The 26,869-nt window shown below is 70.0% G+C and carries 23 protein-coding genes; 19 read left to right on the top strand and 4 right to left on the bottom strand.

The window, feature by feature from the left end:
- Positions 1–200: 200 nt before the first annotated feature.
- Positions 201–623 (top strand): OsmC family protein, encoded by a 423-nt coding sequence (locus tag G5B56_RS08655; protein ID WP_009855464.1) that lies wholly within the window; start codon positions 201–203, stop codon positions 621–623.
- Here the strand turns inward: G5B56_RS08655 and coq7 are convergent, their stop codons facing one another.
- On the bottom strand, positions 624–1,268 hold the full coding sequence (gene coq7, locus G5B56_RS08650; RefSeq protein ID WP_009855463.1) for a 2-polyprenyl-3-methyl-6-methoxy-1,4-benzoquinone monooxygenase: 645 nt from the start codon (positions 1,266–1,268) through the stop codon (positions 624–626).
- 134 nt (positions 1,269–1,402) lie between these two features.
- Here coq7 and G5B56_RS08645 point away from each other — a divergent pair, with 134 nt between their 5' ends.
- Genes G5B56_RS08645 through G5B56_RS08630 form a run of 4 tightly spaced genes read left to right on the top strand, consistent with a single transcriptional unit; the run spans position 1,403 to position 5,288 of the window.
- Positions 1,403–2,386: an ABC transporter permease gene (locus tag G5B56_RS08645; RefSeq protein ID WP_029718734.1), complete on the top strand. Its 984-nt coding sequence runs from the start codon at positions 1,403–1,405 to the stop codon at positions 2,384–2,386.
- Between the two features lie 9 nt (positions 2,387–2,395).
- Positions 2,396–3,340, top strand: a complete 945-nt coding sequence (locus G5B56_RS08640; RefSeq protein ID WP_009855461.1) for an ABC transporter permease — start codon at positions 2,396–2,398, stop codon at positions 3,338–3,340.
- On the top strand, positions 3,340–4,323 hold the full coding sequence (locus G5B56_RS08635) for an ABC transporter ATP-binding protein (RefSeq protein WP_009855460.1): 984 nt from the start codon (positions 3,340–3,342) through the stop codon (positions 4,321–4,323). The genes G5B56_RS08640 and G5B56_RS08635 overlap by 1 nt, the downstream gene beginning before the upstream one ends.
- Complete coding sequence (locus tag G5B56_RS08630; RefSeq protein WP_009855459.1) at positions 4,320–5,288, top strand: ABC transporter ATP-binding protein; 969 nt, start codon at positions 4,320–4,322, stop codon at positions 5,286–5,288. Before G5B56_RS08635 ends, G5B56_RS08630 begins: the two co-directional genes overlap by 4 nt.
- Here G5B56_RS08630 and lysA read toward each other — a convergent pair.
- A complete protein-coding gene (gene lysA / locus G5B56_RS08625; RefSeq protein WP_009855458.1) occupies positions 5,285–6,559 on the bottom strand; it encodes a diaminopimelate decarboxylase in 1,275 nt (424 codons plus the stop codon). The two genes, G5B56_RS08630 and lysA, sit on opposite strands and share 4 nt — an antisense overlap.
- A complete protein-coding gene (locus G5B56_RS08620; RefSeq protein ID WP_206026697.1) occupies positions 6,556–6,702 on the bottom strand; it encodes an LPS translocon maturation chaperone LptM in 147 nt (48 codons plus the stop codon). Before G5B56_RS08620 ends, lysA begins: the two co-directional genes overlap by 4 nt.
- 14 nt (positions 6,703–6,716) lie before the next feature.
- Between G5B56_RS08620 and cyaY the strand changes: the two genes are divergently transcribed.
- Complete coding sequence (gene cyaY, locus G5B56_RS08615) at positions 6,717–7,052, top strand: iron donor protein CyaY (protein ID WP_009855456.1); 336 nt, start codon at positions 6,717–6,719, stop codon at positions 7,050–7,052.
- 25 nt (positions 7,053–7,077) lie between these two features.
- Here cyaY and G5B56_RS08610 read toward each other — a convergent pair whose 3' ends face one another.
- On the bottom strand, positions 7,078–9,459 hold the full coding sequence (locus tag G5B56_RS08610) for a penicillin-binding protein 1A (RefSeq protein WP_009855455.1): 2,382 nt from the start codon (positions 9,457–9,459) through the stop codon (positions 7,078–7,080).
- Positions 9,460–9,765: 306 nt separating this feature from the next.
- On the opposite strand from G5B56_RS08610, the gene G5B56_RS08605 reads away from it, so the two are divergent.
- The 13 genes from G5B56_RS08605 (at position 9,766) to mlaE (ending at position 26,866) form a co-directional block, all read left to right on the top strand.
- On the top strand, positions 9,766–10,803 hold the full coding sequence (locus G5B56_RS08605) for a pilus assembly protein PilM (protein WP_050801716.1): 1,038 nt from the start codon (positions 9,766–9,768) through the stop codon (positions 10,801–10,803).
- Positions 10,800–11,426, top strand: coding sequence for a PilN domain-containing protein (locus tag G5B56_RS08600; RefSeq protein ID WP_009855453.1), 627 nt, complete (start codon positions 10,800–10,802; stop codon positions 11,424–11,426). Before G5B56_RS08605 ends, G5B56_RS08600 begins: the two co-directional genes overlap by 4 nt.
- A gap of 7 nt (positions 11,427–11,433) precedes the next feature.
- The gene (locus G5B56_RS08595) at positions 11,434–12,123 is read left to right on the top strand and encodes a type 4a pilus biogenesis protein PilO (RefSeq protein ID WP_009855452.1); all 690 of its coding nucleotides are present in this window, start codon (positions 11,434–11,436) and stop codon (positions 12,121–12,123) included.
- Positions 12,123–12,653, top strand: a complete 531-nt coding sequence (locus G5B56_RS08590; protein WP_009855451.1) for a pilus assembly protein PilP — start codon at positions 12,123–12,125, stop codon at positions 12,651–12,653. Before G5B56_RS08595 ends, G5B56_RS08590 begins: the two co-directional genes overlap by 1 nt.
- Complete coding sequence (gene pilQ / locus G5B56_RS08585; RefSeq protein WP_009855450.1) at positions 12,650–14,809, top strand: type IV pilus secretin PilQ; 2,160 nt, start codon at positions 12,650–12,652, stop codon at positions 14,807–14,809. The genes G5B56_RS08590 and pilQ overlap by 4 nt, the downstream gene beginning before the upstream one ends.
- Positions 14,810–14,912: 103 nt before the next feature.
- Complete coding sequence (locus G5B56_RS08580) at positions 14,913–15,497, top strand: shikimate kinase (protein WP_164962927.1); 585 nt, start codon at positions 14,913–14,915, stop codon at positions 15,495–15,497.
- 34 nt (positions 15,498–15,531) lie between these two features.
- Positions 15,532–16,623, top strand: coding sequence for a 3-dehydroquinate synthase (gene aroB, locus G5B56_RS08575; RefSeq protein ID WP_164962926.1), 1,092 nt, complete (start codon positions 15,532–15,534; stop codon positions 16,621–16,623).
- Positions 16,620–17,771, top strand: coding sequence for a deoxyguanosinetriphosphate triphosphohydrolase (locus G5B56_RS08570; RefSeq protein WP_009855447.1), 1,152 nt, complete (start codon positions 16,620–16,622; stop codon positions 17,769–17,771). The genes aroB and G5B56_RS08570 overlap by 4 nt, the downstream gene beginning before the upstream one ends.
- Before the next feature lie 5 nt (positions 17,772–17,776).
- Positions 17,777–18,451 (top strand): transposase, encoded by a 675-nt coding sequence (locus G5B56_RS08565; RefSeq protein ID WP_009855446.1) that lies wholly within the window; start codon positions 17,777–17,779, stop codon positions 18,449–18,451.
- A gap of 416 nt (positions 18,452–18,867) precedes the next feature.
- Positions 18,868–23,598 carry a glutamate synthase-related protein gene (locus G5B56_RS08560; RefSeq protein ID WP_009855445.1) on the top strand — a complete coding sequence of 1,577 codons (4,731 nt, stop codon included), beginning with the start codon at positions 18,868–18,870 and terminating at the stop codon, positions 23,596–23,598.
- Positions 23,599–23,620: 22 nt separating this feature from the next.
- Positions 23,621–25,087, top strand: a complete 1,467-nt coding sequence (locus tag G5B56_RS08555) for a glutamate synthase subunit beta (RefSeq protein ID WP_009855444.1) — start codon at positions 23,621–23,623, stop codon at positions 25,085–25,087.
- Between the two features lie 187 nt (positions 25,088–25,274).
- On the top strand, positions 25,275–26,087 hold the full coding sequence (locus tag G5B56_RS08550; RefSeq protein ID WP_164962925.1) for an ABC transporter ATP-binding protein: 813 nt from the start codon (positions 25,275–25,277) through the stop codon (positions 26,085–26,087).
- Positions 26,084–26,866 (top strand): lipid asymmetry maintenance ABC transporter permease subunit MlaE, encoded by a 783-nt coding sequence (gene mlaE / locus G5B56_RS08545; RefSeq protein WP_009855442.1) that lies wholly within the window; start codon positions 26,084–26,086, stop codon positions 26,864–26,866. Before G5B56_RS08550 ends, mlaE begins: the two co-directional genes overlap by 4 nt.
- The last annotated feature ends 3 nt before the right edge of the window (positions 26,867–26,869 follow it).

Here is a 26,869-nt window from a genome sequence, read left to right as displayed (position 1 = left end):
ATTGGAGGAGGTGGAGGAGACAACCGGTGGGTCGGAGGCAAGACGCCGTCAACGACCGATGGAAGCCAGTCTACCACCGCCTTGCTGCGGTGCAATATCCTGACTGGCCTGCTGGCCGACCTGCCGCAAGCCTCGGCGACGCCTGCGCCGGACCTGCGCACAATGCACGCCTTTTCGCGCCGCTCACGGAGTTTCACGCCATGGAATGCACGATCAACTGGATCCCGGCCTCGGGCATGGGCTTCGTCGCCGAGACCGGCAGCGGCCATCTGCTGACCATGGACGGCGCGCCCGACGGCGGCGGCCGCAACCTCGCCCCGCGGCCGATGGAGACGCTGCTGGCCGGTGCCGGCGGCTGCACCGCCTACGACGTCGTGCTGATCCTCAAGCGCGGCCGCCACGACGTGCGCGGCTGCCAGGTCAAGCTGCAGGCCGAACGTGCCGCCACCGACCCGAAGGTGTTCACGAAGATCCACCTGCACTTCGTCGTCACCGGCCGCGGCCTGCCGGCGCAGGCGGTGGAGCGCGCGATCGCGCTGTCGCACGAGAAGTACTGCTCGGCGACGATCATGCTGGCGCGCACGGCCGAGATCACGACCGGCTACGAGATCGTCGAGGGCTGATCAGATGCGGTGCGCGGTGACGGTCATCACCTTGGCCGCCGCGCGCATCGCCAGCCGCACCGGCATCGGCAGCGCGATGCCGCCGGCGTCCTCGGCGCCGTCGGCGTGGCGGCGTTCGTCGTCCTTCATCTGCTCGACGATGGCGCGCGAACGTTCGTCGCCCGCCGGCAGCCGGTCGAGGTGGCCGGCGAGGTGCTGCTCGACCTGACGCTCGGTCTCGACGACGAAGCCCAGGCTGACGCGGTCACCCAGGCGCCCGGCGGCCAGGCCGATGGCGAAGGCGCCGGCGTACCACAGCGGGTTGAGCAGGCTGGGGCGGTCGCCGAGCTCGTCCAGCCGCTGCTGCGTCCAGGCGAGGTGGTCGATCTCCTCGCGCGCCGCGGCCGCCATCTGCTCGCGCAGCTCGGGGCTGCGCGCGGTCAGCGCCTGCGCCTGGTACAGCGCCTGGGCGCAGACCTCGCCGACGTGGTTCACGCGCATCAGCGCCGCCGACAGGCTGCGTTCGTCCTCGGCCGGCGGTTCGGCGTCGGCGCGCGCCGGGCCGGCGGGGTTGGGACGGCCGGCGTGCACGGCGCCGGACAGGGTGCGCAGCGCGTTGTCGGCGCTGACGAGAAGGCGGTCGACGGTGCTCATGCGGTGCAGCATAGCGCCGGCCACGGGGCGCTGCTGACCACCCGGCCCCGGGGGGCGGGCGCTTGCAGATGAGGTCTTTGCGCTTTGCCCGGGCACGGGTTTTGCGCATCATCGCGAGCTTTTGCCGCGTGCTCCCGCCGCCCTCGATGCTCGTCTTCGTCCTCCGCCGGCTCGCCCAGGCCCTCGTCGTGATGCTGGCGGTGGCGTTCATCGCCTTCATGCTGTTCCAGTACGTCGGCGACCCGGTGCTCAACCTGCTGGGCCAGGACGCGACGCAGGAGCAGCGTGCCCAGCTGCGCCGTGACCTCGGGCTGGACCAGGGCTTCCTGGTGCAGTTCGGCCACTTCGTCGCCAATGCCGTGCAGGGCGAGTTCGGCCTCAGCCTGCGCCAGGGGCGCCAGGTCTCGGCGCTGATCGCCGAACGTTTCCCGGCGACGCTGGAGCTGTCGCTGGTGGCGGCGCTGCTGGCGCTGGTGCTGGGCATCCCGCTGGGCGTCTACGCCGCGCTGCGCCGCGGCAGCGCCGGCGCGCAACTGGTGATGACGCTGTCGCTGCTGGGCGTGTCGCTGCCGACCTTCCTGATCGGCATCCTGCTGATCCTGGTCTTCGCGGTGCAGCTGCACTGGCTGCCGAGCTTCGGCCGCGGCGAGGTCGTCGCGCTGGGCGGCTGGACGACCGGGCTGCTGACCGCCGACGGCCTGAAGCACCTGGTGCTGCCGGCGGTGACGCTGTCGGTGTTCCAGCTGGCGCTGATCCTGCGCCTGGTGCGCGCCGAGATGCTGGAGGTGCTGCGCAGCGACTACATCAAGTTCGCGCGCGCCCGCGGCCTGAGCGACCGCGCGGTGCACTTCGGCCACGCGCTGAAGAACACGCTGGTGCCGGTGATCACGATCACCGGGCTGCAGCTGGGCTCGCTGATCGCCTTCGCGATCATCACCGAGACCGTCTTCCAGTGGCCCGGCATGGGGCTGCTGTTCATCCAGGCGGTGCAGTTCGCCGACATCCCGGTGATGGCGGCCTACCTCTGCCTGATCGCGCTGATCTTCGTGCTGATCAACCTCGTCGTCGACCTGCTGTACTTCGTCGTCGACCCGCGGCTGCGCATCGAGCGCAGCGCCGCCGCCCACTGAGCCCCCGCGATGGCGCCCGTTCCCGACACCTCCCTGCCCAGGCCGCCCGGCCGCCTGGCACGTTTTCTCGACGGCGACGTCTGGCACAGCTTCAAGCGCTCGCCGACGGCGATCCTGGCGGCCGTCATCGCCGCGGTCTGCGTGTTCTGCGCGCTGTTCGCCGGCTGGGTCTCGCCGCACGACCCCTTCGACCTGGCGACGCTGGACCTGATGGACTCGCGCCTGCCGCCGGCCTGGATCGACGGCGGCAGCACGAAGTACCTGCTGGGCACCGACGACCAGGGCCGCGACATCCTGTCGGCGCTGATGTACGGGGCGCGCATCTCGCTGCTCGTCGGGCTGGCTTCGGTGGCGCTGTCGGTGGTGCTGGGCGTCGGCCTCGGGCTGCTGGCCGGCTTCGTCGGCGGCCGCACCGACGCCTTCATCATGCGCGTCTGCGACGTCATGCTGTCCTTCCCGGCGATCCTCGTCGCGCTGTTGATCGACGGCGTCGGCCGGGCGCTGTTCCCGCAGGCCCACGAGACGCTGGCCTTCGGCGTGCTGATCCTGGCGATCGCGCTGACCGGCTGGGTGCAGTACGCACGCACGGTGCGCGGCTCGACGATGGTCGAACGCCAGAAGGAGTACGTGCAGGCGGCGCGCATCATCGGCGTGCCGTCGCTGCGCATCATGCGCCGTCACGTGCTGCCCAACGTGATGGGGCCGGTGCTGGTGCTGGCGACGATCCAGGTCGCCACCGCCATCCTCACCGAGGCGACGCTGTCCTTCCTCGGCGTCGGCGTGCCGCCGACCTCGCCGTCGCTGGGCACGCTGATCCGCGTCGGCAACGACTTCCTGTTCTCCGGCGAATGGTGGATCACGATCTTCCCGGGCGTGATGCTGGTGCTGATCGCGCTGTCGGTGAACCTGCTCGGCGACTGGCTGCGCGACGCGCTGAACCCGAGGCTGCGCTGATGGACGCTCCGCTGCTCGAAGTCCGGCACCTCGCCGTCGAGTTCCCCACGCGCCGCGGCACGCTGCGCGCGCTGGACGACATCTCCTTCGACATCCGCGCCGGCGAGATCCTCGGCGTCGTCGGCGAGTCCGGCGCCGGCAAGTCGCTGACCGGCGCGGCCATCATCGGCCTGCTGGAGCCGCCGGGGCGCATCGCCGGCGGCGAGATCCGCCTCGAAGGACGGCGCATCGACGACCTGCCGCCCGAGGCGATGCGCCGGCTGCGCGGGCGCTCGATCGGCGCCGTCTTCCAGGACCCGCTGACCTCGCTGAACCCGCTGTACACGGTGGGCCGCCAGCTCGTCGAGACGATCCGCACCCATCTGCCGGTGTCGGCCGAGGAGGCGAGGGCGCGGGCGATCCGGCTGCTGGAGGAAACCGGCATCCCGGCGGCACGAGAACGTTTCGACCACTACCCGCACCAGTTCTCCGGCGGCATGCGCCAGCGGGTCGTCATCGCGCTGGCGCTGGCCGCCGAGCCCAAGCTGATCGTCGCCGACGAGCCGACGACGGCGCTGGACGTGTCGATCCAGGCCCAGATCATCACCCTGCTCAAGCGCGTCTGCCGCGAACACGGCGCGGCGGTGATGCTGGTCACGCACGACATGGGCGTCATCGCCGAGACCTGCGACCGCGTCGCGGTGATGTACGCCGGCCGCATCGCCGAGATCGGCCCGGTGGCCGAGGTCATCCACCGCGCGCGCCATCCGTACACGGCCGGGCTGATGGGCTCGATCCCGGCGATGGACGTCGAGCGCGAACGCCTGGCGCAGATCGACGGCGCGATGCCGCGGCTGGGCGCGATCCCGGCCGGCTGCGCCTTCCACCCGCGCTGCGAACACACGTTTGCACGCTGCCGCAGCGAACGCCCCGAGTTGATGGCGGCCGGCACGACCCGCGCCGCCTGCTGGCGGGTCGCAGCCGACCAGGAGGCGGCGGCATGACGGCGCTGGTGCAGGTGCACGACCTGGCCAAACGCTTCGACGTCTCGCCGCCCTGGCTGGAGCGTGTCGTCGGCGGCAAGCCGCGTCAGGTGGTGCATGCCGTGGACGGCGTGTCCTTCGACATCGAACGCGGCACGACGCTGGCGCTGGTCGGCGAGTCGGGCTGCGGCAAGAGCACGGTGGCGCGGCTGCTGGTGGGGCTGTACGCGCCCAGCGCCGGCACGCTGCAGTTCGACGGCCGGCCGCTGGACGCCGCGGCGCGGCAGCGGCTGCAGATGATCTTCCAGGACCCGTACGCCAGCCTCAACCCGCGCTGGACGGTGCAGGACATCGTCGCCGAGCCGCTGGTCGAGCGCCGGCTGGCACGCGGCGCCGAGCTGCAGGCGCGTGTCGCGGCGCTGCTGCAGTCGGTCGGGCTGGCGGCGGCCGACGGCGTGAAGTACCCGCACCAGTTCTCCGGCGGCCAGCGCCAGCGCATCTCGATCGCGCGTGCGCTGGCCACCGAGCCCGAGTTCCTGGTCTGCGACGAACCGACCTCGGCGCTCGACGTCTCCGTGCAGGCCCAGGTGCTGAACCTGATGAAGGACCTGCAGCGCGAGCGCGGGCTGACCTATCTGTTCATCTCGCACAACCTGGCCGTCGTGCGCCACGTCGCCGACGCGGTCGGCGTGATGTACCTGGGGCGGCTGGTCGAGCAGGCGCCCAAGCGGGCGCTGTTCGCGGAGCCGCGCCACCCGTACACGCGGCTGCTGCTCGACGCGATCCCCGACGTCGCGATGAGCGGCCGTGCGCGCACGCCGGTGCGCGGCGAGGTGCCCAACCCGCTGGCGCCGCCGACCGGCTGCGCCTTCCACCCGCGCTGCCCGCACGCCGCGTCGCGCTGCGCCGTCGAACGGCCGCTGCTGCGCGACGACGGCCGCGGCGGCCGCACGGCCTGCCACGCGGTGGAAGAGGGGCGGATCTAGGCGAGCAGGCGTTCGAGCGCGAACAGCGCCCGGGTGTCCTCGCGTTCGCGCACGACGTGCACGGCGTCGCCGTCGAGCAGGATCTCGGCGGCGCGCGGGCGGCTGTTGTAGTTGCCGGCCATCGCCATGCCGTAGGCGCCGGCGGACAGCACGGCGACGATGTCGCCCGGCGCGACGGCCAGCCTGCGGTCGCGGCCCAGCCAGTCGCCCGACTCGCAGACCGGGCCGACGACGTCCCAGGTGGCGGCCACGGTGTCGGCGCCGGGACGGCAGGGCTCGATCGCCATCCAGGCCTCGTACATCGCCGGGCGCACGAGGTCGTTCATCGCCGCGTCGACGATGCAGAAGTTCTTCGTCTCGCCGGGCTTCAGGTACTGCACCTCCGCCAGCAGCACGCCGGCGTTGCCGACCAGCGAGCGCCCGGGCTCGACGAGCAACTGGCGGTGGCCGTGGCCGCGTGCGCGCATCAGGTCCGCGAGGCCGCGCACCAGCGTCTCGGGCGAGGGCGGCGCCTCGTCGGTGTAGGTGATGCCCAGGCCGCCGCCGACGTCGACGTGGGCCAGCGCGATGCCTTCGGCCTCGACCGCTTCGACGAGGTCGAGCACGCGGCCGAGCGCGTCGAGATAGGGTTCGAGCTGCGTGATCTGCGAGCCGATGTGGCAGTCGATGCCGACGACCTGCAGCGACGGCAGCGCGGCGGCGCGGCGGTAGACGGCCAGCGCCTCGTCGTGCGGGATGCCGAACTTGTTGTCCTTCAGCCCGGTCGAGATGTAGGGGTGGGTGCCGGCGTCGACGTCGGGGTTGACGCGCAGGCTGACCGGCGCGCGCCGGCCCATCGCCGCGGCGACCTCGGCCAGGCGCTCCAGCTCGCCCAGGCTCTCGACGTTGAAGCAGTGCACGCCGACCTCGAGCGCGCGGCGCATCTCGGCGGCGGTCTTGCCGACGCCGGAGAACACGATCTTCGACGGCTCGGCGCCGGCGGCCAGCACCCGCTCCAGCTCGCCGCCGGAGACGATGTCGAAGCCGCAGCCGGCGCGCGCGAAGGTCTGCAGCACGGCGAGGTTGGAGTTGGCCTTGATCGCGTAGCAGATCAGGTGCGGCAGGCCCTCGAGCGCACGCTGGTAGCCGGCGAGCGCGTCGAGCATCGCCGTGCGCGAGTAGACGTACAGCGGCGTGCCGTGGCGGCGCGCCAGGTCGGCCAGCGAATGGCCTTCCAGCCGCAGCTCGCCGTCGGCGTCGCGCACCAGGTGGGGGTGGCCGGGCAGCGTCACTTCGCCGCTCCCGACGCCGCGCCGGCGGGCGCCGGCAGCTTCAGCGGGCCCTTCTGGCCGCATCCGGCCGTCAGGGTCAGGGCGAGGGCCGCCACGAGCGCCGCGGCGCCGCGCACTACACTGTTTCGGGAGAGTTGACGCATTTCAGGAAGATTCTATGAGCACGGTCCTGACCGACGCCGAGTACCACCGCCTGGCGCAGGAGGCGCTGGCACGCATCGAGGCCACCGCCGACCGGCTGCTGCAGCAGGACGTCGTCGACATCGACACCACGCGTACCGGCGGCCTGCTGGAGCTGTCCTTCCCGAACGGCAGCAAGATCGTCGTCAACACCCAGCCGCCGCTGCAGGAGCTGTGGCTGGCGGCGCGCGGCGGCGGTTTCCACTACCGCTGGGCCGACGGCCGCTGGGCCGACACGCGCGACGGCAGCGAGTTCTTCGAGGCGCTGAGCCGGCACGCCAGCACCCAGGCCGGCAAGCCGATCGTGTTCTGAAGCGCGCGCCGGCGCGCGCCGGCGTTCAGCGCTTGAACAGGTCGAGGATCGTGCTGCGTTCCTCGTTCGTCGGCGCCTGCGGCACGGCGTCGCTCAGGCCGACGCTGGAGACGCCGGCGCCGTCGCGGTACTCCTCGTACATCCAGACGCCCTCGTGCTGGACGACGCCCGCCGGCGGCAGCGGCTCGAACACGGGCACGCCGCGCAGCGCGGTCTGCATGTACTCGATCCACACCGGCAGCGCGCGGCCGCCGCCGGTTTCGCGGTCGCCGAGCTTCCTCGGCGTGTCGTAGCCGATCCAGACCACCGCGACCTGCGTCGGCTGGTAACCGGCGAACCAGGCGTCCATCGAGTCGTTGGTCGTGCCGGTCTTGCCGTACAGGTCGGGCCGCTTCAGCGTCGCCTGCGCGCGTGCAGCGGTGCCGGCGCGCGCGACGTTCTGCAGCAGCGAGCCCATCACGAAGGCGTTGCGCTCGTCGAGCACACGCATGCTCTCGTCGCGCGGCTTGAGCTGGGTCTCCTGCAGCACGCGGCCCTTGACGTCGGTGATCCGGGTGATCATCACCGGCGTGACGCGGTAGCCGCCGTTGGCGAAGACGCCGTAGGCGGTGGCCATCTGCAGCGGCGTCACCGAGCCGGCGCCCAGCGCCATCGTCAGATAGGCCGGATGCCGCTCGGGCTCGAAACCGAAACGCGTGATCCATTCCTGGGCGAACGGCGCGCCCACCGACTGCAGCACCCGGATCGAGACCATGTTCTTGGACTTGGCCAGCGCCGCCTGCAGCGTCATCGGGCCCTCGAACTTGCCGTCGTAGTTCTTCGGCTCCCAGGGCTGGCTGCCGGTGACGGTGGCGTCGAAGAACAGCGGCGCGTCGTTGACCACGGTCGCCGGCGTGAAGCCCTTTTCCAGCGCCGCCGAGTAGATGAAGGGCTTGAACGACGAGCCCGGCTGGCGCCAGGCCTGGGTCACGTGGTTGAACTTGTTCTTGCCGAAGTCGAAGCCGCCGACCATCGCCTGCAGCGCACCGGTGCGCGGGTCCAGCGCGACGAAGGCGCCCTCGACCTCCGGCAGCTGGGTCAGCGTCCAGTTGCCCTTGGCGTCCTGCATCGCACGCACCACGGCGCCGCGGCGGATCTGGGTCTTGGGCCCGGCCTTCTCCGACAGTCCGGAGGTGACCGGCTTCAGGCCGTCGCCGGTGACGGTGATCGTGTCGCCGGACTGCAGCATCGCGACGACCTTGCGCGGCGCGGCCTCGAGCACCACGGCACTGCGCAGGTCGTCGTTGTCGGGGTGGTCGGCGAGCGCCTCGGCGACGCGCGCGTCGACCTGCGCCGGATCGCCCGGCAGGTCGATGTAGGCCTCGGGGCCGCGGTAGACGCGCCTGAGCTCGTAATCCATCAGGCCGCGGCGCAGCGCGCGGTAGGCGGCCATCTGCTGACGGGAGTCGATCGTCACCCAGGCGTTCAGGCCGCGGGTGTAGGTCTCCTCGCCGTACTGGGCGAAGATCAGCTGGCGCACCTGCTCGGCGACGAACTCGGCATGCACCGCGATGTCGCTGGGCACGCGGTAGTGCAGCTTCTGCTCCAGCGCGGCGTCGTGTTCGGCCTCGGTGATGAAGCCGTTCTCGAACATGCGCTCGATGATGTAGCGCTGGCGCAGCTCGGCGCGCTTGGGGTTGGCGATCGGGTTGTAGGCCGACGGCGCCTTGGGCAGGCCGGCGAGCATCGCCGCCTCGGCCACCGTCACGTCGGCGAGCTTCTTGCCGAAGTAGATCTCCGCGGCCGCGGCGAAGCCGTTGGCGCGCTGGCCGAGGTAGATCTGGTTCATGTAGGCCTCGAGGATCTGGTCCTTCGAGAGCTGGCGCTCGATCTTCAGCGCCAGCAGGATCTCGTAGATCTTGCGCGTGAAGGTCTTCTCGGTCGACAGGTAGAAGTTGCGCGCCACCTGCATCGTGATCGTCGACGCGCCCTGGCTGCGTGCGTCGCGCAGGTTCTCGATCGCCGCGCGGGCCACGCCCTTGTAGTCGACGCCGCCGTGTTCGTAGAAGCGTGCGTCCTCGGCGGCGAGCACCGCGTTCTTCATCACCTGCGGGATCTGCGCGATCGGCGTGAAGTTGCGCCGCTCCTCGCCGAACTCGCCGAGCAGCACGCCGTCGCTGGAGAACACGCGCAGCGGCAGCTTGGGCCGGTAGTCGGTGAGGCTGGCGATCTCCGGCAGCTGCGGGTAGGCCACGGCCAGCGCGACGCCGACCACCATCACGACGGACACGACAGCCGCGAGCGCCAGGCCGACAAGCCAGGCCAGGGCCAGCAGCAGCAGGCTGCCGGCAGTGCGTCGCGGGCGGGAGCGGGGTGCGCCACCGGAAGGCGCCGGCGGGCGCTCGGGCGCGGGATCGGTAGAGGACATGGGGATCCCGTGGAGAGGTCGCCGGGATTATAGGAAGGCGTCCGCCGGCGGGTTTTCATGGCCGGCGCCGTGACATTCCTCACGTCGTGTTGCCGCCCGGCCGCCGCGGGGTGTTGCGATGCCGCCAGCAAGGGCGCGGATTCGTTGCCGACCGTGCAGTAGTTGCGCCCGTTTCTCTGCGGTTTACAAAGGCTTTACTGCTAGCATTCAAGTAACTCTTTAACAAGCTCGGGTTGGATCCCGCCTGCCTGGGGAGCGTGCGCTTTGAGCTTTCTCGACAATCTTCTGGGCCGCAAGCACCCACCCATGATCGGGCTGGACATCAGCTCGTCCAGCGTCAAGCTCGTCGAGCTGGGGCGCGCGCCCTCCGGTGAGTTCGTGCTGGAGCGTTTCGCCACCGAGCCGTTCGAAAAGGGCTGGATCACCGACGGCCAGATCGAGAAGTTCGACGAGGTCGCCGAAGCCGTGCGCCGCGTCGTCGCCAAGAGCGGCACGCGCTCCAAGAACGTCGTCATGGCGATGCCGCAGTCGGCCGTCATCACGAAGAAGATCATGCTGCCGGCCGGCCTGCGCGACGAGGAGATGGAACTGCAGGTCGAGTCCGAGGCCAACCAGTACATCCCGTTCTCGCTCGACGAGGTCAGCCTGGACTTCTGCGTCATCGGCCCGAGTGCCACCTCCGCCGGCGACGTCGAGGTGCTGATCGCCGCCAGCCGCAAGGACCGCGTGCAGGACCGCCAGGGCCTGGCCGAGGCCGCCGGGCTGAAGCCGGTGGTGCTGGACATCGAGTCGCACGCCTCGCGCCTGGCGATGAGCCGGGTCGTCGCGGCGCTGCCCAACGAGGGCCGCGACGCGCTGGTCGCGCTGTTCGAGATCGGCGCCGACACCACCAGCCTGAAGGTGCTGCGCGACGACGACATGCTCTACGACCGCGACCAGGCCTTCGGCGGCTCGCAGCTCACCCAGCTGATCAGCCGCCAGTACGGCCTGTCCTTCGAGGAAGCCGAGGCCAAGAAGCTCTCCGGCGACCTGCCCGAGGACTACGAGAGCGCGATCCTCGCTCCCTTCGTCGACAGCCTGTCGCAGGAGATCGGCCGCGCGCTGCAGTACTTCTTCACCAGCACGCCGCACCACAAGGTGCACTACGTGATGCTTGCCGGCGGCACCGCGACGCTGCCCGGCCTGAAGGATCGTGTCACCGAACTCACCGGCTTCGCCTCGCAGGTCGTGAATCCATTCGACAACATGCAGCTCGGCTCGGCCGTGCGTGAAAGCCGCGTTCGCCGCGAAGCGCCGTCGTACCTGACGGCCTGCGGCCTCGCGATGCGGAGGTTCATGCAGTGATCCTCATCAACCTGCTGCCGCATCGCGAGGAGAAGCGGCGCCAGCGCAAGCGGGCCTTCCTCGTCGGCCTGGGGCTGGCTGCCTGCGGCGGCGTGGCCGCCGTCGGCGTCTGGTACACCGCGCTCCAGCAGATGACCTCGACGCAGGCCGACCGCAACGCCTTCCTCAAGTCGAAGATCTCCGTGCTCGACAAGGAGATCAAGGACATCGCGACGCTGCGCAGCGAGATCGAGGCGTTGAAGTCCCGCCAGAAGGCGGTCGAGGACCTGCAGACCGACCGCAACACGCCGGTCTACCTGCTCAACGAACTCGTCAAGCAGACGCCCGAGGGTGTGTACCTGACCAGCATCCGCCAGAGCGGGCGCACCGTGACGATCGCCGGCGTGGCGCAGACCAACGAGCGCGTCTCGGAGTTCCTGCGCAACGCGCTGTACAACTCGCCCTGGCTGGAGCGCCCCGAGCTCGTCGAGATCAAGGCCCGCAGCGCCCAGGCGAACAGCCGCGACACCTCGCGCCTGTTCGACTTCTCGATGCGCGTGACGCTCAAGCGCCCGCAGTCCCCCGCCGCTGCCGCCTCGGCGCCCGCCAAGGGTGCCTCGGCTGTCGCCGCGAAGTCTTCCTGAGGCGAGCATGGCCCGAAACGTCAACATCGACCTCGGCGGCCTGTTCGAACGGGCTGCCTCCCAGTTCCGCGGGATCAACGTCAACGAGCCCGGCCAGTGGCCGCCGCTGCCCAAGGCCGCGGCCTGGACCGCGGCCGCGCTGGTGACCGTCGTGCTCGGCTGGTTCCTGCTGCTGTCGGCGGCCAACGACGAACTGCAGGCCGAGCGCGACCGCGAGCCGGCGCTGAAGACCGAATACCGCAACAAGCTCTCGCAGGCGGTCAACATCGGCGAGCTGCGCAAGCAGAAGGAGCAGGTGCAGGAGTACGTGACCCAGCTCGAGCGCCAGCTGCCGGGCAAGGCCGAGATGGACGCGCTGCTGTCGGACATCAACCAGGCCGGCCTCGGCCGCGGCCTGCAGTTCGAGCTGTTCCGTCCCGGCCAGGTCGAGGTCAAGGACTACTACGCCGAGCTGCCGATCTCGATCAAGGTCTCCGGGCGCTACCACGACGTCGGGGCGTTCGCCGCCGACGTCGCCAACCTATCGCGCATCGTCACGCTGCAGAACCTCACGATCACGCAGATGCCCAAGGAAGCCAACGGCATGCTGGCGATGGAGGCCACCGCGCGCACCTACCGCTATCTCGACCCGTCCGAGGTCGAAGAGCGGCGCAAGGCGGCCGCGTCGCAGCAGAAGAAGAAGGGGGGCCGCAAGTGATGCCCGCCCGAACCGGCCTGGCGCTCGCGCTGGCCGCCGCGCTGGTCGCCGGCTGTGCCGACCAGAACGAGGAACTCCAGGCCTGGATGGACCAGCAGCGGCGCGAGGTGAAGCCGAGCGTGCAGCCGCTGCAGGCGCCCAAGCGCTTCGACCCCGAGCCCTACACCCAGGCGCAGGGGGTCGAGCCGTTCAGCAACCAGAAGCTGTCGGTCGCCCTCAAGCAGGAGGCGCGGCAGCCGAACTCCCTGCTGGCGTCGGAGATGAACCGCCGCCGCGAGCCGCTCGAGGCCTACCCGCTGGACAGCATGTCGATGGTCGGCAGCGTCGTGCGGGGAGGCCAGCAGTTCGCGCTGCTGCGGGTGGAGAACCTGCTGTACCAGGTCAAGGTGGGTGACTACCTGGGCCAGAACTATGGCCGTGTGATGCGCATCGCCGAAAGCGAGATCGCGCTGCGCGAGGTCGTGCAGGACGCCGCCGGCGAGTGGGTCGAGCGCCCGGCCGTGCTGCAACTGCAGGAGAGGGCGCGATGACGGCGATGAAGGACACCGAGGAGATTCGAACGATGTTCAACTGGCGAGCCGTTCTTGCGGCCATCGCGACCAGCGGCCTGCTGCTCGCCCCGGCTGCCTGGGCCGATCCGGCGATCCAGTCGGTCAGCAGCACCCAGCAGGCCGGCGGCGAGGTCGTGCGCATCGAGCTCAGCGAACCGCTGGCGGCGGTGCCCAACGGCTTCTCGGTGCAGAACCCGCCGCGCATCGCGGTGGACCTGCCCGGCGTCGGCAACGCGATGGGCCGCAACAGCGTCGAGGTCAACCAGGGCAACCTGCGCTCGGTCAGCATCGCGCAGGCCGGCGACCGCACGCGTCTGGTGCTCAACCTGAAGCAGCCGACGAGCTACCAGGCCCAGATCCAGGGCAACGCGCTGCTGCTGGTGCTGAACACCGTGGCGCCGCAGATCGCCGTGGCCGAACAGCCGGTTCACTTCGCGCCGTCGCAGAACGTCGAGACGCAGAGCATTCGCGGCATCGACTTCCGCCGCGGTGCCGACGGCGCCGGCCGCGTCGTCGTCGCGCTGCCGAGCGCGCAGCTCGGCGTCGACCTGCGCCAGCAGGGCCAGAACCTCGTCGTCGAGTTCCCGCGCGCGACGCTGCCCGACGCGCTGCGCCGCCGGCTGGATGTCACCGACTTCGGCACCCCGGTGCGCATGGTGTCGACGGTGCAGGCCGGCGACCGCGTGCGCATGGTCGTCGAGCCCACCGGTGCCTGGGAGCACAGCGCCTACCAGACCGACGACCAGTTCGTGCTCGAGGTCCGGCCGCTGAAGATGGACCCGAACAAGCTGACGCAGGGCCCGGGCTACCAGGGCGAGAAGCTGTCGCTGAACTTCCAGAACATCGAGGTCCGGGCGCTGCTGCAGGTCATCGCCGACTTCACCAACTTCAACGTCGTGACCAGCGACACCGTCACCGGCACCGTCACGCTGCGGCTGAAGGACGTGCCCTGGGACCAGGCGCTGGACATCATCATGCAGAGCAAGGGCCTGGGCGTGAAGAAGTCCGGCAACGTGCTCTGGATCGCGCCGAAGGAGGAGCTGGCCGCCAAGGAGCAGGTCGACCTGGAGGCCAAGAAGAAGGTCGCCGAGCTCGAGCCGCTGCGCACCCAGTCCTTCCAGCTCAACTACACCAAGGCCGAGGTCGTGGCCAAGGGGCTGCTGGGCCAGAACCAGGGCCAGAGCGGCGGCTCGTCGCATGCCTCGCGCATCCTGTCGCCGCGTGGCAGCGTGATCTTCGAGACGCGCACCAACCAGCTCTTCGTCTCCGACATCCCGAGCAAGCTCGAGGAGATCACCCAGCTGATCGCCAAGATCGACATCCCGGTGCGCCAGGTGATGATCGAGGCGCGCATCGTCGAGGCCGACGACACCTTCGGGCGGGCGCTCGGGGTCAAGCTGGGCGCCAATGCCGCGCCGAAGTTCTACAACAACGGCGGTGTGGGCGTCGGTGTCGGCGGCAACTACGACGACGTCGGCTACCAGACGGGCCAGCTGTTGAAGGACCCGGGCTTCAACAGCACCCAGTTCGTCAACCTGCCGGCCAACATCTCGTCGTCGAACTTCAGCGGCGTCACTTCGGCACCGACCTTCGCGGTGTCGCTGTTCAACTCCAGCCTGACGCGTTTCCTGAACCTGGAGCTCTCGGCGCTGGAAGCCGACGGCAAGGGCAAGATCGTCTCCAGCCCGCGTGTCATCACCGCCGACCAGGAGAAGGCGCTGATCGAGCAGGGCGAGGAGCTGCCATACCAGGAGAGCACCTCCAGCGGCGCCACCTCGATCAGCTTCCGCAAGGCCAGTCTCAAGCTCGAGGTCACGCCGCAGATCACGCCCGAAGGCAACGTGATCCTCGACGTCGACGTCAACAAGGACAGCGTCGGCCGTTCGACCGCCGCCGGCTTCGCGATCGACACCAAGCACGTCAAGACCAAGGTGCTGGTCGAGAACGGCGGCACGGTGGTCATCGGCGGCATCTACACGCAAAGCGAGAGCACCGACGTCAGCAAGGTGCCGCTGCTGGGCGACATCCCGGGGCTGGGCGTCCTGTTCCGCAGCACCACGCGTACCTCCAGCAAGACCGAGCTGCTGGTGTTCCTGACGCCCAAGATCGTGACCGACCGGGCTGCGGTGCGTTGACGCCTGACGTGTCGGATCTGAGGCGCTCGCCTGCCGTGCCCGCGCGTGCCGCAGCGGGCCGGCAGGCCGGACGGTGCGGCGCTCGCTCCCGGAGCCTCGTCGCGTGATCCTCTCCCTCGTCGGCATGCCCGGCAGTGGCAAGTCCACCGTCGGGCGCCATCTGGCGCGGCAGCTCGGGCTGCGTTTCGTCGACAGCGACGCCGAGATCGAGCGCTCGCTGGGCATCAGCATCCGCGACTACTTCGCCGCCCACGGCGAGGAGGCCTTCCGCGACCTCGAGCAGCGCACGATCGACGAGCTGACGCGCCAGCCTGGCTGCGTGCTCGCCACCGGCGGCGGTGCCGTGCTGCGGCCGGCCAACCGCGAGGCGCTGCACTCGCGCACGCAGGTGTTCTATCTGCGCTCGACGCCGGAAGAGCTGTTCCGCCGCCTGCGCCACGACACGACGCGGCCGCTGCTGCAGGTGGGCGATCCGCAGCGCCGGCTGCGCGAGCTGTTCCGCGACCGCGACCCGCTGTACCGCCGCTGCGCGCACTTCGTCGTCGAGACGACGCGGCCGTCGGTGCCCTCGCTGATCGGCATGGTGCTGATGCAGCTGGAGCTGGCCGGCCTCGTCGATCCCGGCCGCGTGCCGTCGCCGATCGATCATTCGCCCGCCGAGGCGTCGAGCGCCGCCGACCGCCACTGAGGCGTCTCGGGCGGCGCCGTACACTGTCGCCGCCATGAGCGAACCCGTCTCCGTTTCCGTCGCGACGCCCGATTCGCGCTATGACATCCTGATCGGCGGCGGCCTGCTTGCCGCGCCCGCGTGCTGGCAGGGCCTGCCGCGTGCGGCCCATGCCGTCATCGTCACCAACACCACGGTCGGCCCGCTGCACGGCGACGCGCTGCGCCGCGCACTGGCGCCGCTGCACCGCGACGTCAGCACCGTCGTGCTGCCCGACGGCGAGGCGCACAAGACCTGGCAGACGCTGAACCTGATCTTCGACCACCTGCTGGCGCGTGGCTGCGACCGCAAGACGGTGCTCTACGCGCTCGGCGGCGGCGTCGTCGGCGACATCACCGGCTTCGCCGCCGCCAGCTACATGCGCGGCGTGCCCTTCGTGCAGGTGCCGACGACGCTGCTGGCGCAGGTCGACTCCTCGGTCGGCGGCAAGACCGCGATCAACCACCCGCTGGGCAAGAACATGATCGGCGCGTTCTACCAGCCGCGCCGCGTGATCTGCGACCTCGACACGCTGGACACCTTGCCGGCGCGCGAAGTCAGCGCCGGGCTGGCCGAGATCATCAAGTACGGGCCGATCGCCGATGCCGGCTTCCTCGACTGGATCGAGGCCAACATCGACGCGCTGCGCGCGCGCGACCGCGCCGCGCTGGCGTACGCGGTGCGGCGCTCCTGCGAGATCAAGGCCGAGGTCGTCGGCCAGGACGAGCGCGAAGCCGGTCTGCGCGCGATCCTCAACTTCGGCCACACCTTCGGCCACGCGATCGAAGCCGGCCTGGGTTATGGCGAGTGGCTGCACGGCGAAGCCGTCGGCTGCGGCATGGTGATGGCGGCCGAGCTGTCGGCGCTGCTGGGCCTGGTGCCGCCGGCCTTCGTCGAGCGCCTGCAACGCCTGTGCGAACGTGCCGGCCTGCCGGTGCGCGGCCCGCGGCTGGGCATCGAGCGCTACCTCGAGCTGATGCGCGTCGACAAGAAGGCCGAAGGCGGCGAGATCCGCTTCGTGCTGATCGAGGCCCCGGGCCGCGCCGTCGTGTGCGCGGCGCCGGACGTGCTGGTCGCCGAGGCGATCGAGCGCCATCTCGTGGCGTGAACGGCACCGGCCTGGCTCCGTGGGCGGTCGACCCGTGGCGCAGCCGCGGGCGGCGCATCGACGAAGGCTCGGCGGCCCCGCGCACCGAGCACCAGCGCGACCGCGACCGCATCGTGCACAGCACGGCCTTCCGGCGCCTGGTCTACAAGACCCAGGTCTTCGTCAACCATGAAGGCGACCTGTTCCGCACCCGGCTGACGCATTCGCTGGAGGTCGCGCAGCTCGGGCGTTCGATCGCGCGCCAGCTGCGCCTGAACGAAGAGCTGATCGAGGCGCTGGCGCTGGCCCATGACCTCGGCCACACACCCTTCGGCCACGCCGGCCAGGACGTGCTGAACCAGTGCATGGCCGGCCACGGCGGCTTCGAGCACAACCTGCAGAGCCTGCGTGTCGTTGACAAGCTGGAGCAGCGTTATCCGGAGTTCGACGGCCTGAACCTCAGCTTCGAGACGCGCGAAGGCATCCTGAAGCACTGCTCGCGCCATCACGCCGAGCTGATGTGCGCCGCCGAGCCCGACGGCCCGGCGCGGCGTTTCCTCGACGGCACGCAGCCTTCGCTGGAGGCGCAGATCGTCAACCTCGCCGACGAGGTGGCCTACAACGCCCACGACGTCGACGACGGCGTGCGCTCCGGCCTGATCACGATGGAGCAGCTCGACGAGCTGGCGCTGTATGCGCGCTTCCGCGACGAGGCGCTCGCCGCGCACCCGAAGCTGCTGGCGATGCCGCCGCGGCGCCTGCTGTTCGAGACGCTGCGGCGTTTGCTGTCGGCGCTGGTCTACGACCTGATCGACGAGACGAACCGCCAGCTTGCCAGGCACCAGCCCGAGGATGCCGACGCGCTGCGACGGCTGCCGCGCATTGCCGCCTTCAGCGACGAGGTGCGCGAGCCGCTTTCGGAGCTGAAGCGCTTTCTGTTCAAGGAGCTGTACCGCCACCCGCAGGTCGTCGACGTGACGGTGCGTGCGCGCACTGTCGTCGCCGAACTCTTCGCGGCCTATGTCTCGGCGCCGCAGGAGATGCCGGCCGATTACGCCGGTGCCAGCGACTTCCACCGTGCGGTCGCCGACTACATCGCCGGCATGACCGACCGCTTCGCGCTGCGCGAGCACCAGCGGCTGACCGGCCGCGATCTGTTCGCGCTCTGATCGCGATGGCGCGGCTGCCTCGGCTCGTGCTGCCCGGCTGCGGCCACCTCGTGGTCCAGCGCGGCCACGACGGTCGCAGCGTGTTCGCCGACGACGAGGATCGGCGCGCCTTCGTCGCCGCGTTGCGCGAGGCCGCGGTGGCCCAGCGGGTCGCGATCCACGCCTACGCGCTGCCCGACACCGAGGTCCAGATCCTGGCTACACCGCCGGCCGAGGACGCGCTCTCGCGCATGATGCAGTCGCTGGGCCGGCGCTACGTCGCGGCCTATCGCCAGCGCCACGGCGGCCGCGGCACGCTGTGGGACGGGCGCTACCGCTGCGCGCCGGTCGAGCCGGGTGACTGGCTGCTGGCGGCGCTGCGGCTGGTCGACGCGGCGGCGCCGTGTTCCAGCGCGGCGCACCGCACCGGCGGTCGCGACCCGCTGGTCAGCGACCCGCCCGAAGTCTGGCAACTGGGCAACACGCCGTTCGAGCGCGAAGCCGCGTACCGCCGTCTGCTCGACACCGGCGTCCCGCCCGCCCAGGCGGCGGCACTGCGCGAAGCCGCGCTGGGCGGCTGGGCCGTCGGGGGGCCGAGCTTCCTGGCCCGGCTGGGCGAGCAGACCGCCCGGCCCTTGCGGCCCCGTCCGCGGGGACGACCGGCGCGCCCGGCGCCGGCCCCCGCCCGCCGGCCGGGCTGAGCCGGGACGTGCAAGGCCGGAAGGCCTTGCGCGCCAGGCTCAGGCCCGAGCGCGATTTCACGCAGGAGGGCTGAGCCGGCGCGTGCCCGCCCACCCGGCGGCCTCCGGACATTCCCGAATGCACGCCCGGCGCGCTCGTGCGTGTCGCCGGTCGCTCGTGGTGCGGGCTCCCGCTGCCGCGCACCAGCTCACGGCGACCCGCGCCGGGCGCGGCCGACATTCGGGCGATCGTCGCCTCGCACGCACCGGGCCCGCGCTCCGGTGCACTGTCGCGGAACATGACTATGTCCCCATTTAACGCGGCATGCTTGTCGATCGTATTGTCTTTTGGTGTCTGACCCCATTTATTCGTACTTGCCCTTATAGAGGGCGTGGGTTAGGCTCGCGCTCCCCCCCCTGATTGCCCGGAGATCGCCATGCGCGACGCAGCCCCCGCCACGCCCGCGACCGTCGACGAAGTCCAGCTCGCCCAAGGCGGCCTGTACGACCCGCGCAACGAACACGACGCCTGCGGTGTCGGCTTCGTCGCCCACATCAAGGGGCAGAAGGCGCACTCGATCATCGAGCAGGGCCTGAAGATCCTCGAGAACCTGGACCACCGCGGTGCCGTCGGCGCCGACGCGCTGATGGGCGACGGCGCGGGCATCCTGATCCAGATCCCCGACGACCTGTACCGCGCCGAGATGGCCGCGCAAGGCGTCGAGCTGCCGCCGCCCGGCGAGTACGGCGTCGGCATGATCTTCCTGCCGAAGGAACACGCTTCGCGCCTGGCCTGCGAGCAGGAGATGGAGCGTGCGATCAAGGCCGAGGGCCAGGTGCTGCTCGGCTGGCGCGACGTGCCGGTCGACCGCGAGATGCCGATGTCGCCGACGGTGCGCCAGAAGGAGCCGGTGATCCGTCAGGTCTTCATCGGCCGCGGCCACGACGTCATCGTGCCCGACGCGCTGGAGCGCAAGCTCTACGTGATCCGCAAGACCGCCTCGGCCGCCATCCAGCGCCTGAAGCTGACGCACAGCCGCGAGTACTACGTGCCCAGCATGAGCTGCCGCACGGTGATCTACAAGGGCCTGCTGCTCGCCGACCAGGTCGGCCTGTACTACCGCGACCTCGCCGACCCGCGTGCGACCTCGGCGCTGGCGCTGGTGCACCAGCGTTTCTCGACCAACACCTTCCCGGAATGGCCGCTGGCGCACCCGTACCGCATGGTCGCGCACAACGGCGAGATCAACACCGTCAAGGGCAACTTCAACTGGATGCGCGCCCGTGAGGGCGTGATGAAGTCGCCGGTGCTCGGCGACGACCTGAAGAAGCTCTACCCGATCAGCTTCGAGCACCAGAGCGACACCGCCACCTTCGACAACACGCTCGAGCTGCTGACGATGTCGGGCTACCCGCTCGCGCACGCGGCGATGATGATGATCCCGGAAGCCTGGGAGAACCACGAGCTGATGGACACGCGCCGGCGCGCGTTCTACGAATACCACGCGGCGATGCTCGAGCCCTGGGACGGCCCGGCGGCGATGGTCTTCACCGACGGCCGCCAGATCGGCGCGACGCTGGACCGCAACGGCCTGCGCCCGGCGCGCTACATCGTCACCGACGACGACCTCGTCGTGATGGCCTCGGAGTCCGGCGTGCTGCCGATCCCCGAGAACCGCATCGTCAAGAAGTGGCGCCTGCAGCCGGGCAAGATGTTCCTGATCGACCTGGAGCAGGGCCGCATCGTCGACGACGAGGAGCTGAAGAACCAGTTCGCCAACGCGCGCCCGTACCGCCAGTGGATCGACAACGTGCGTGTGCGCCTGGACGACGTGCAGGTCAACGCCGAGCCGGCCTCGTTCGCCGAGACGCTGCTCGACCGCCAGCAGGCCTTCGGCTACACGCAGGAAGACATCAAGTTCCTGCTCGCGCCGATGGCCGCCAACGGCGAGGAAGCGATCGGCTCGATGGGCAACGACAGCCCGCTGGCCGTGCTGTCGGACAAGAACAAGCCGCTGTACAGCTACTTCAAGCAGCTGTTCGCGCAGGTGACGAACCCGCCGATCGACCCGATCCGCGAGGCCATCGTCATGTCGCTGAACAGCTTCATCGGCCCGAAGCCCAACCTGCTGGACATCAACGCGGTGAACCCGCCGATGCGTCTGGAGGTGACGCAGCCGGTGCTGGACTTCGACGACATGGCGCGCCTGCGCTCGATCGAGAAGCACACCCACGGCAAGTTCCGCTGCTACGAGCTGGACATCACCTACCCGCTGGCCTGGGGCCGTGAAGGCGTCGAGGCCAAGCTGGCCTCGCTGTGCGCCGAAGCGGTGGATGCGCTGAAGAGCGACCACAACATCCTGATCATCACCGACCGCCGCATGGCGCGCGGCCAGGTGGCGATCCCCGCGCTGCTGGCGCTGTCGGCGATCCACCACCATCTGGTGCGCGAAGGCCTGCGCACGACGGCCGGCCTGGTCGTCGAGACCGGCTCGGCGCGCGAGGTGCACCACTTCGCGGTGCTCGCCGGCTACGGCGCCGAGGCCGTGCACCCGTACCTGGCGCTGGAGACGCTGGCGGCGATGCACGCCGAGCTGCCCGGCGCGCTGTCGGCCGAGAAGGCGATCTACAACTACATCAAGGCCGTCGGCAAGGGTCTCTCGAAGATCATGTCGAAGATGGGCATCAGCACCTACATGTCGTATTGCGGTGCCCAGATCTTCGAGGCCATCGGCCTGAAGAAGGATTTCGTCGAGAAGTACTTCCGCGGCACCGCCAGCCAGGTCGGCGGCATCGGCGTCTTCGAGGTCGCCGAGGAAGCGGTGCGCATGCACCTGGCGGCCTTCGGCGATGACCCGGTGCTCGCGACCATGCTCGACGCCGGTGGCGAATACGCCTGGCGCACCCGCGGCGAAGAGCACATGTGGACGCCCGACGCGATCGCCAAGCTGCAGCACGCGACGCGCGGCAACCGCTGGGAGACGTACAAGGAGTACGCCCAGATCATCAACGACCAGAACCGCCGCCACATGACGCTGCGCGGCCTGTTCGAGTTCAAGGTCGACCCGAGCAAGGCGATCTCCCTCGACGAGGTCGAGCCGGCGTCCGAGATCGTCAAGCGTTTCGCCACCGGCGCGATGTCGCTGGGCTCGATCAGCACCGAGGCGCACTCGACGCTGGCGCTGGCGATGAACCGCATCGGCGCCAAGAGCAACACCGGCGAAGGCGGCGAAGACCCGGCGCGCTACCGCAACGAGCTGAAGGGCATCAAGATCGCCGCCGGCACCAAGGTGTCGGACGTCGTCGGCAGCAAGGTCATCGAAGCCGACTACGTGATGCAGGAAGGCGACAGCCTGCGCTCGAAGATCAAGCAGGTGGCCTCGGGCCGCTTCGGCGTCACGACCGAGTACCTGGTCTCGGCCGATCAGATCCAGATCAAGATGGCCCAGGGCGCCAAGCCCGGTGAAGGCGGCCAGCTGCCGGGCGGCAAGGTGTCCGAATACATCGGCTTCCTGCGCTACTCGGTGCCGGGTGTCGGCCTGATCAGCCCGCCGCCGCACCACGACATCTATTCGATCGAGGACCTGGCGCAGCTGATCCACGACCTGAAGAACGCCAACCCGCGTGCGTCGATCAGCGTCAAGCTCGTCTCCGAGGTCGGTGTCGGCACCATCGCCGCCGGCGTCACCAAGTGCAAGGCCGACCACCTGGTCATCAGCGGCTACGACGGCGGCACCGGTGCGTCGCCGTGGAGCTCGATCAAGCACTGCGGCACGCCGTGGGAGCTGGGCCTGGCCGAGACGCAGCAGACGCTGGTGCTGAACCGCCTGCGCGGCCGCATCCGCGTGCAGGCCGACGGCCAGATGAAGACCGGCCGCGACGTCGTCGTCGCCGCGCTGCTGGGCGCCGACGAGTTCGGCTTCGCGACCGCGCCGCTGGTCGTCGAGGGCTGCATCATGATGCGCAAGTGCCACCTCAACACCTGCCCGGTGGGCGTGGCCACGCAGGACCCGGTGCTGCGCCGCAAGTTCGCCGGCAAGCCCGAGCACGTCGTCAACTACTTCTTCTTCGTCGCCGAGGAAGCGCGCCAGATCATGGCGCAGCTGGGCATCCGCAAGTTCGACGACCTGATCGGCCGTGCCGACCTGCTCGACATGAAGAAGGGCATCGAGCACTGGAAGGCCAGCGGCCTGGACTTCGCCCGCGTGCTGCACCAGCCCGCCGTCGCCGCCGACGTGCCGCGCCTGCACTGCGAGGAGCAGGACCACGGCCTGGAGAAGGCGCTGGACCTGAAGCTCATCGAGCGCTGCCGCCCGGCGATCGAGCGCGGCGAGAAGGTGCAGTTCATGGAGGACGCGCGCAACCGCAACCGCAGCGTCGGCGCGATGCTGTCGGGCGAGCTGGTGCGCCACCGCCCCGAAGGCCTGCCCGACCACACGATCTTCATGCAGATGGAAGGCACCGGCGGCCAGAGCTTCGGCGCCTTCCTCGCGCCGGGCATCACGCTGTACCTGATCGGCGACGCCAACGACTACACCGGCAAGGGCCTGTCGGGCGGCCGCGTCGTCGTGCGCCCGTCGATCGAGTTCCGCGGCGACGCGACGAAGAACATCATCATCGGCAACACCGCGCTGTACGGCGCGACCAGCGGCGAGGCCTTCTTCCGCGGCGTCGCCGGCGAGCGTTTCGCGGTGCGGCTGTCGGGCGCCTCGACCGTCGTCGAAGGCACCGGCGACCACGGCTGCGAGTACATGACCGGCGGCACGGTCGTCGTGCTCGGCAAGACCGGCCGCAACTTCGCCGCCGGCATGTCCGGCGGCGTGGCCTACGTCTTCGACGAGGACGGCGAGTTCGCGCGCCGCTGCAACACCAGCATGGTCACGCTGGAGAAGGTGCTGCCGCGCGACGAGCAGGCCGGCGACGCATCGGCCTGGCACCGCGGCATGGCCGACGAGGCGCTGCTGAAGAAGCTCATCGAGGACCACCACCGCTGGACCGGCTCGCTGCGCGCCCGCGAGCTGCTCGACGCCTGGGCCGCCTCGCGCGCCAAGTTCGTCAAGGTGTTCCCGAACGAATACAAGCGTGCGCTCGCCGAACGTGCCGCCAAGGCCCAGGCCGAAGCCGCCACCGGCAAGGCCCGCGCCTCCGCCGCCGTCGCCGCCAAGTAACCCGAACAGGACGAGAACCATCATGGGCAAGGTCACCGGCTTCCTCGAGTTCGAGCGCCAGGAGGAGGGCTACGCGCCCGTCGCCGAACGTCTGAAGACCTGGAAGGAGTTCGTCATCGGCCTCGACGAGCCGAAGGCGAAGATCCAGGGCGCACGCTGCATGGACTGCGGCACGCCGTTCTGCAACAACGGCTGCCCGGTCAACAACGTCATTCCGGACTGGAACGACCTCGTCTACCGCGGCGACTGGAAGAACGCGATCGAGGTGCTGCACTCGACGAACAACTTCCCCGAGTTCACCGGCCGCATCTGCCCCGCGCCCTGCGAGGCGGCGTGCACGCTGAACGTCAACGGCGACGCGGTCGGCATCAAGAGCCTGGAGCACGCGATCGTCGACCGCGCCTGGGCCGAAGGCTGGATCCAGCCGCAGCCGGCCAAGGCCAAGACCGGCAAGAAGGTGGCCGTCGTCGGTTCCGGCCCGGCCGGCCTGGCGGCGGCGCAGCAGCTCGCGCGTGCCGGCCACGAGGTGACGGTGTTCGAGAAGAACCACCGTGTCGGCGGCCTGCTGCGCTACGGCATCCCCGACTTCAAGTTCGAGAAGTCGCACATCGACCGCCGCGTCGAGCAGATGAAGGCCGAAGGCGTGGTCTTCCGCACCGGCGTGCTCGTCGGTGCGCTGCCCAAGGGCAGCAAGGTCACGAACGACGCCAAGGAGACGGTCTCGGCCGAGCAACTGCAGGCCGAGTTCGACGCCGTCATCCTGGCCGGCGGCGCCGAGCAGTCGCGTGATCTGCCGGTGCCCGGGCGCGACCTCGACGGCGTGCACTTCGCGATGGAGTTCCTGCCGCAGCAGAACAAGGTCGTCGCCGGCGACAAGGTCAAGGGTCAGATCCGGGCCGACGGCAAGCACGTCATCGTCATCGGCGGCGGCGACACCGGCAGCGACTGCGTCGGCACCAGCAACCGTCACGGCGCGGCCAGCGTCACGCAGTTCGAGCTGATGCCGATGCCGCCCGAGCAGGAAGACCGGCCGATGACCTGGCCGTACTGGCCGACCAAGCTGCGCACCAGCTCCAGCCACGAGGAAGGCTGCGTGCGCGAGTTCGCCATCGCGACCAAGGAGTTCGTCGGCGCCAAGGGCAAGCTCACCGGCCTGAAGACGGTGAACGTGCAGTGGCAGGGCGGCAAGATGGTCGAGGTGCCGGGCAGCGAGAAGGAATGGAAGGCCGACCTGGTGCTGCTGGCGATGGGCTTCACGAACCCCGTGGCCAGCGTGCTCGAAGCCTTCGGCGTCGCCAAGGACGCGCGCGGCAACGCCGCGGCCACGACCGAAGCCGCCGGCGGCTACCGCACCAGCGTCGCCAAGGTCTTCGCCGCCGGCGACATGCGCCGTGGCCAGTCGCTCGTCGTCTGGGCGATCCGCGAAGGCCGCCAGTGCGCGCGCGCCGTCGACGAGTTCCTGACCGGCTCGTCGCTGCTGCCGCGCTAAACAAGGCGAAAGAAGGCTGGGGTCAGGTCTTTCGAGACCTGACCCCGTTTCGTTTCCGTCACGTCGCCGTTCACAAGGCTTTACCGGGGGTGAATGCGGGTCGACCCGCAGCCTCCGGGGCCTCGTGCGAAAATTACCGACCCACGATTCGTTTAGGTCGGGGCCGACAGGCCGCGACGCGCAGCGCTTGAAGTCCGACACGCTCATCGAGATCGACCACGTCACGTTCGGCTACGACGCCGAGCGGACGATCCTCCGCGACGTCTCGATGACCTTTCGCCGCGGCCAGGTCACGGCCATCCTCGGCGGCTCGGGTTGCGGCAAGACGACGCTGCTGCGGCTGATCGGCGGCGTCTACCCGCCCAACCAGGGGCGCATCGTCTTCGACGGCGAACAGGTCGACACGCGCGACAAGGACCAGCTGTTCCGCCTGCGCCGCCGCCTGGGCATGCTGTTCCAGTTCGGCGCGCTGTTCACCGACCTGACGGTGTTCGAGAACGTCGCCTTCCCGCTGCGCGAGCATTTCCCGGATCTGCCCGAGTCGGCCGTGCGCGACATCGTGCTGATGAAGCTGAACGCGGTGGGCCTGCGCGGCGCCGCGGCGCTGCGCATCTCGCAGGTCTCGGGCGGCATGGCGCGGCGCATCGCGCTGGCGCGGGCGATCTCGCTGGACCCCGAGCTGATCATGTACGACGAGCCCTTCGCCGGGCTGGACCCGATCTCGATGGGCGTCACCGCCAACCTGATCCGCAAGCTCAACGACGCCACCGGCTCGACCTCGCTCGTCGTCTCGCACGACGTGCAGGAGTGTTTCCAGATCGTCGACTACGCCTACCTGATGCGTGCCGGCGGCACGATCGTCGCCGAAGGCACGCCGGCCGAGCTGTCGCGCTCGGACGACCCGGAGGTGCGCCAGTTCATCCGCGGCGAGCCCGACGGACCGGTCAAGTTCCACTACCCGGCGCCGCCGCTGGCGCAGGACCTGGGAGCCGGCGCATGACGGCAGCGCTGCAGTTCATCGGCCGCTTCACGCTCGAATGGCTGCGGGCGCTGGGCCACGCCGCCTATTTCTTCGTCGATCTGCTGCGCCACTCGCCGGCGGCGCTGCGCCGCTTCTCGCTGGTCGTCGCGCAGATCCACGCCATCGGCAACCGCTCGCTGGTCATCATCCTGGCCTCGGGCATGGCGGTGGGCTTCGTGCTGGCGCTGCAGATGTACTACGCGCTGGTGACCTACGGCGCCGCCGAGAGCCTGGGGCTGGTGGTCAACCTGTCGCTGGTGCGCGAGCTCGGCCCGGTGGTCGCGGCGCTGCTGTTCGCCGGCCGCGCCGGCACCTCGCTGACCGCCGAGATCGGCCTGATGAAGGCCGGCGAGCAGCTCGCCGCGATGGAGCTGATGGCGATCGACCCGCGCAGCCGCGTGCTGGCGCCGCGTTTCCTGGGCGGCATCATCTCGATGCCCCTGCTGGCCGCCCTGTTTTCGGCCATCGGCATCCTGGGAGCCTGGGTCGTCGCGGTGCTGCTGATCGGTGTCGACGCCGGCAACTTCTGGTCGATCATGCAGAGCAGCGTCGACGTCTGGCGCGACGTCGGCAACGGCATCGTCAAGAGCTTCGTCTTCGGCGTCATCTGCACCGCGGTGGCGCTGTACCAGGGTTACGAGACGCAGGCCACGCCCGAAGGCGTGGCCCATGCGACGACACGCACGGTGGTCATCGCGTCACTGGCGGTGCTGGCCATGGACTTCCTGTTGACCGCACTGATGTTCTCGACGCCGTGATCC

This window comes from Rubrivivax sp. JA1026 (assembly GCF_011065555.1).
GTDB classification, from domain to species: Bacteria; Pseudomonadota; Gammaproteobacteria; order Burkholderiales; family Burkholderiaceae_C; genus Rubrivivax; species Rubrivivax benzoatilyticus.
This window is presented reverse-complemented; position numbering and strand designations above follow the sequence as displayed.

Coding starts and splice junctions, on each gene's coding strand:
- G5B56_RS08605 (WP_050801716.1), top strand. CDS start 9,766: ATGATCGGGCTGGACATCAGCTCGTCCAGCGTCAAGCTCGTCGAGCTG.
- cyaY (WP_009855456.1), top strand. CDS start 6,717: ATGAGCACGGTCCTGACCGACGCCGAGTACCACCGCCTGGCGCAGGAG.
- G5B56_RS08610 (WP_009855455.1), bottom strand. CDS start 9,459: ATGTCCTCTACCGATCCCGCGCCCGAGCGCCCGCCGGCGCCTTCCGGT.
- coq7 (WP_009855463.1), bottom strand. CDS start 1,268: ATGCTGCACCGCATGAGCACCGTCGACCGCCTTCTCGTCAGCGCCGAC.
- aroB (WP_164962926.1), top strand. CDS start 15,532: ATGAGCGAACCCGTCTCCGTTTCCGTCGCGACGCCCGATTCGCGCTAT.
- G5B56_RS08655 (WP_009855464.1), top strand. CDS start 201: ATGGAATGCACGATCAACTGGATCCCGGCCTCGGGCATGGGCTTCGTC.
- G5B56_RS08630 (WP_009855459.1), top strand. CDS start 4,320: ATGACGGCGCTGGTGCAGGTGCACGACCTGGCCAAACGCTTCGACGTC.
- G5B56_RS08560 (WP_009855445.1), top strand. CDS start 18,868: ATGCGCGACGCAGCCCCCGCCACGCCCGCGACCGTCGACGAAGTCCAG.
- G5B56_RS08595 (WP_009855452.1), top strand. CDS start 11,434: ATGGCCCGAAACGTCAACATCGACCTCGGCGGCCTGTTCGAACGGGCT.
- G5B56_RS08640 (WP_009855461.1), top strand. CDS start 2,396: ATGGCGCCCGTTCCCGACACCTCCCTGCCCAGGCCGCCCGGCCGCCTG.
- mlaE (WP_009855442.1), top strand. CDS start 26,084: ATGACGGCAGCGCTGCAGTTCATCGGCCGCTTCACGCTCGAATGGCTG.
- G5B56_RS08635 (WP_009855460.1), top strand. CDS start 3,340: ATGGACGCTCCGCTGCTCGAAGTCCGGCACCTCGCCGTCGAGTTCCCC.
- pilQ (WP_009855450.1), top strand. CDS start 12,650: ATGACGGCGATGAAGGACACCGAGGAGATTCGAACGATGTTCAACTGG.
- G5B56_RS08555 (WP_009855444.1), top strand. CDS start 23,621: ATGGGCAAGGTCACCGGCTTCCTCGAGTTCGAGCGCCAGGAGGAGGGC.
- G5B56_RS08620 (WP_206026697.1), bottom strand. CDS start 6,702: ATGCGTCAACTCTCCCGAAACAGTGTAGTGCGCGGCGCCGCGGCGCTC.
- G5B56_RS08565 (WP_009855446.1), top strand. CDS start 17,777: ATGGCGCGGCTGCCTCGGCTCGTGCTGCCCGGCTGCGGCCACCTCGTG.
- G5B56_RS08645 (WP_029718734.1), top strand. CDS start 1,403: ATGCTCGTCTTCGTCCTCCGCCGGCTCGCCCAGGCCCTCGTCGTGATG.
- G5B56_RS08590 (WP_009855451.1), top strand. CDS start 12,123: ATGCCCGCCCGAACCGGCCTGGCGCTCGCGCTGGCCGCCGCGCTGGTC.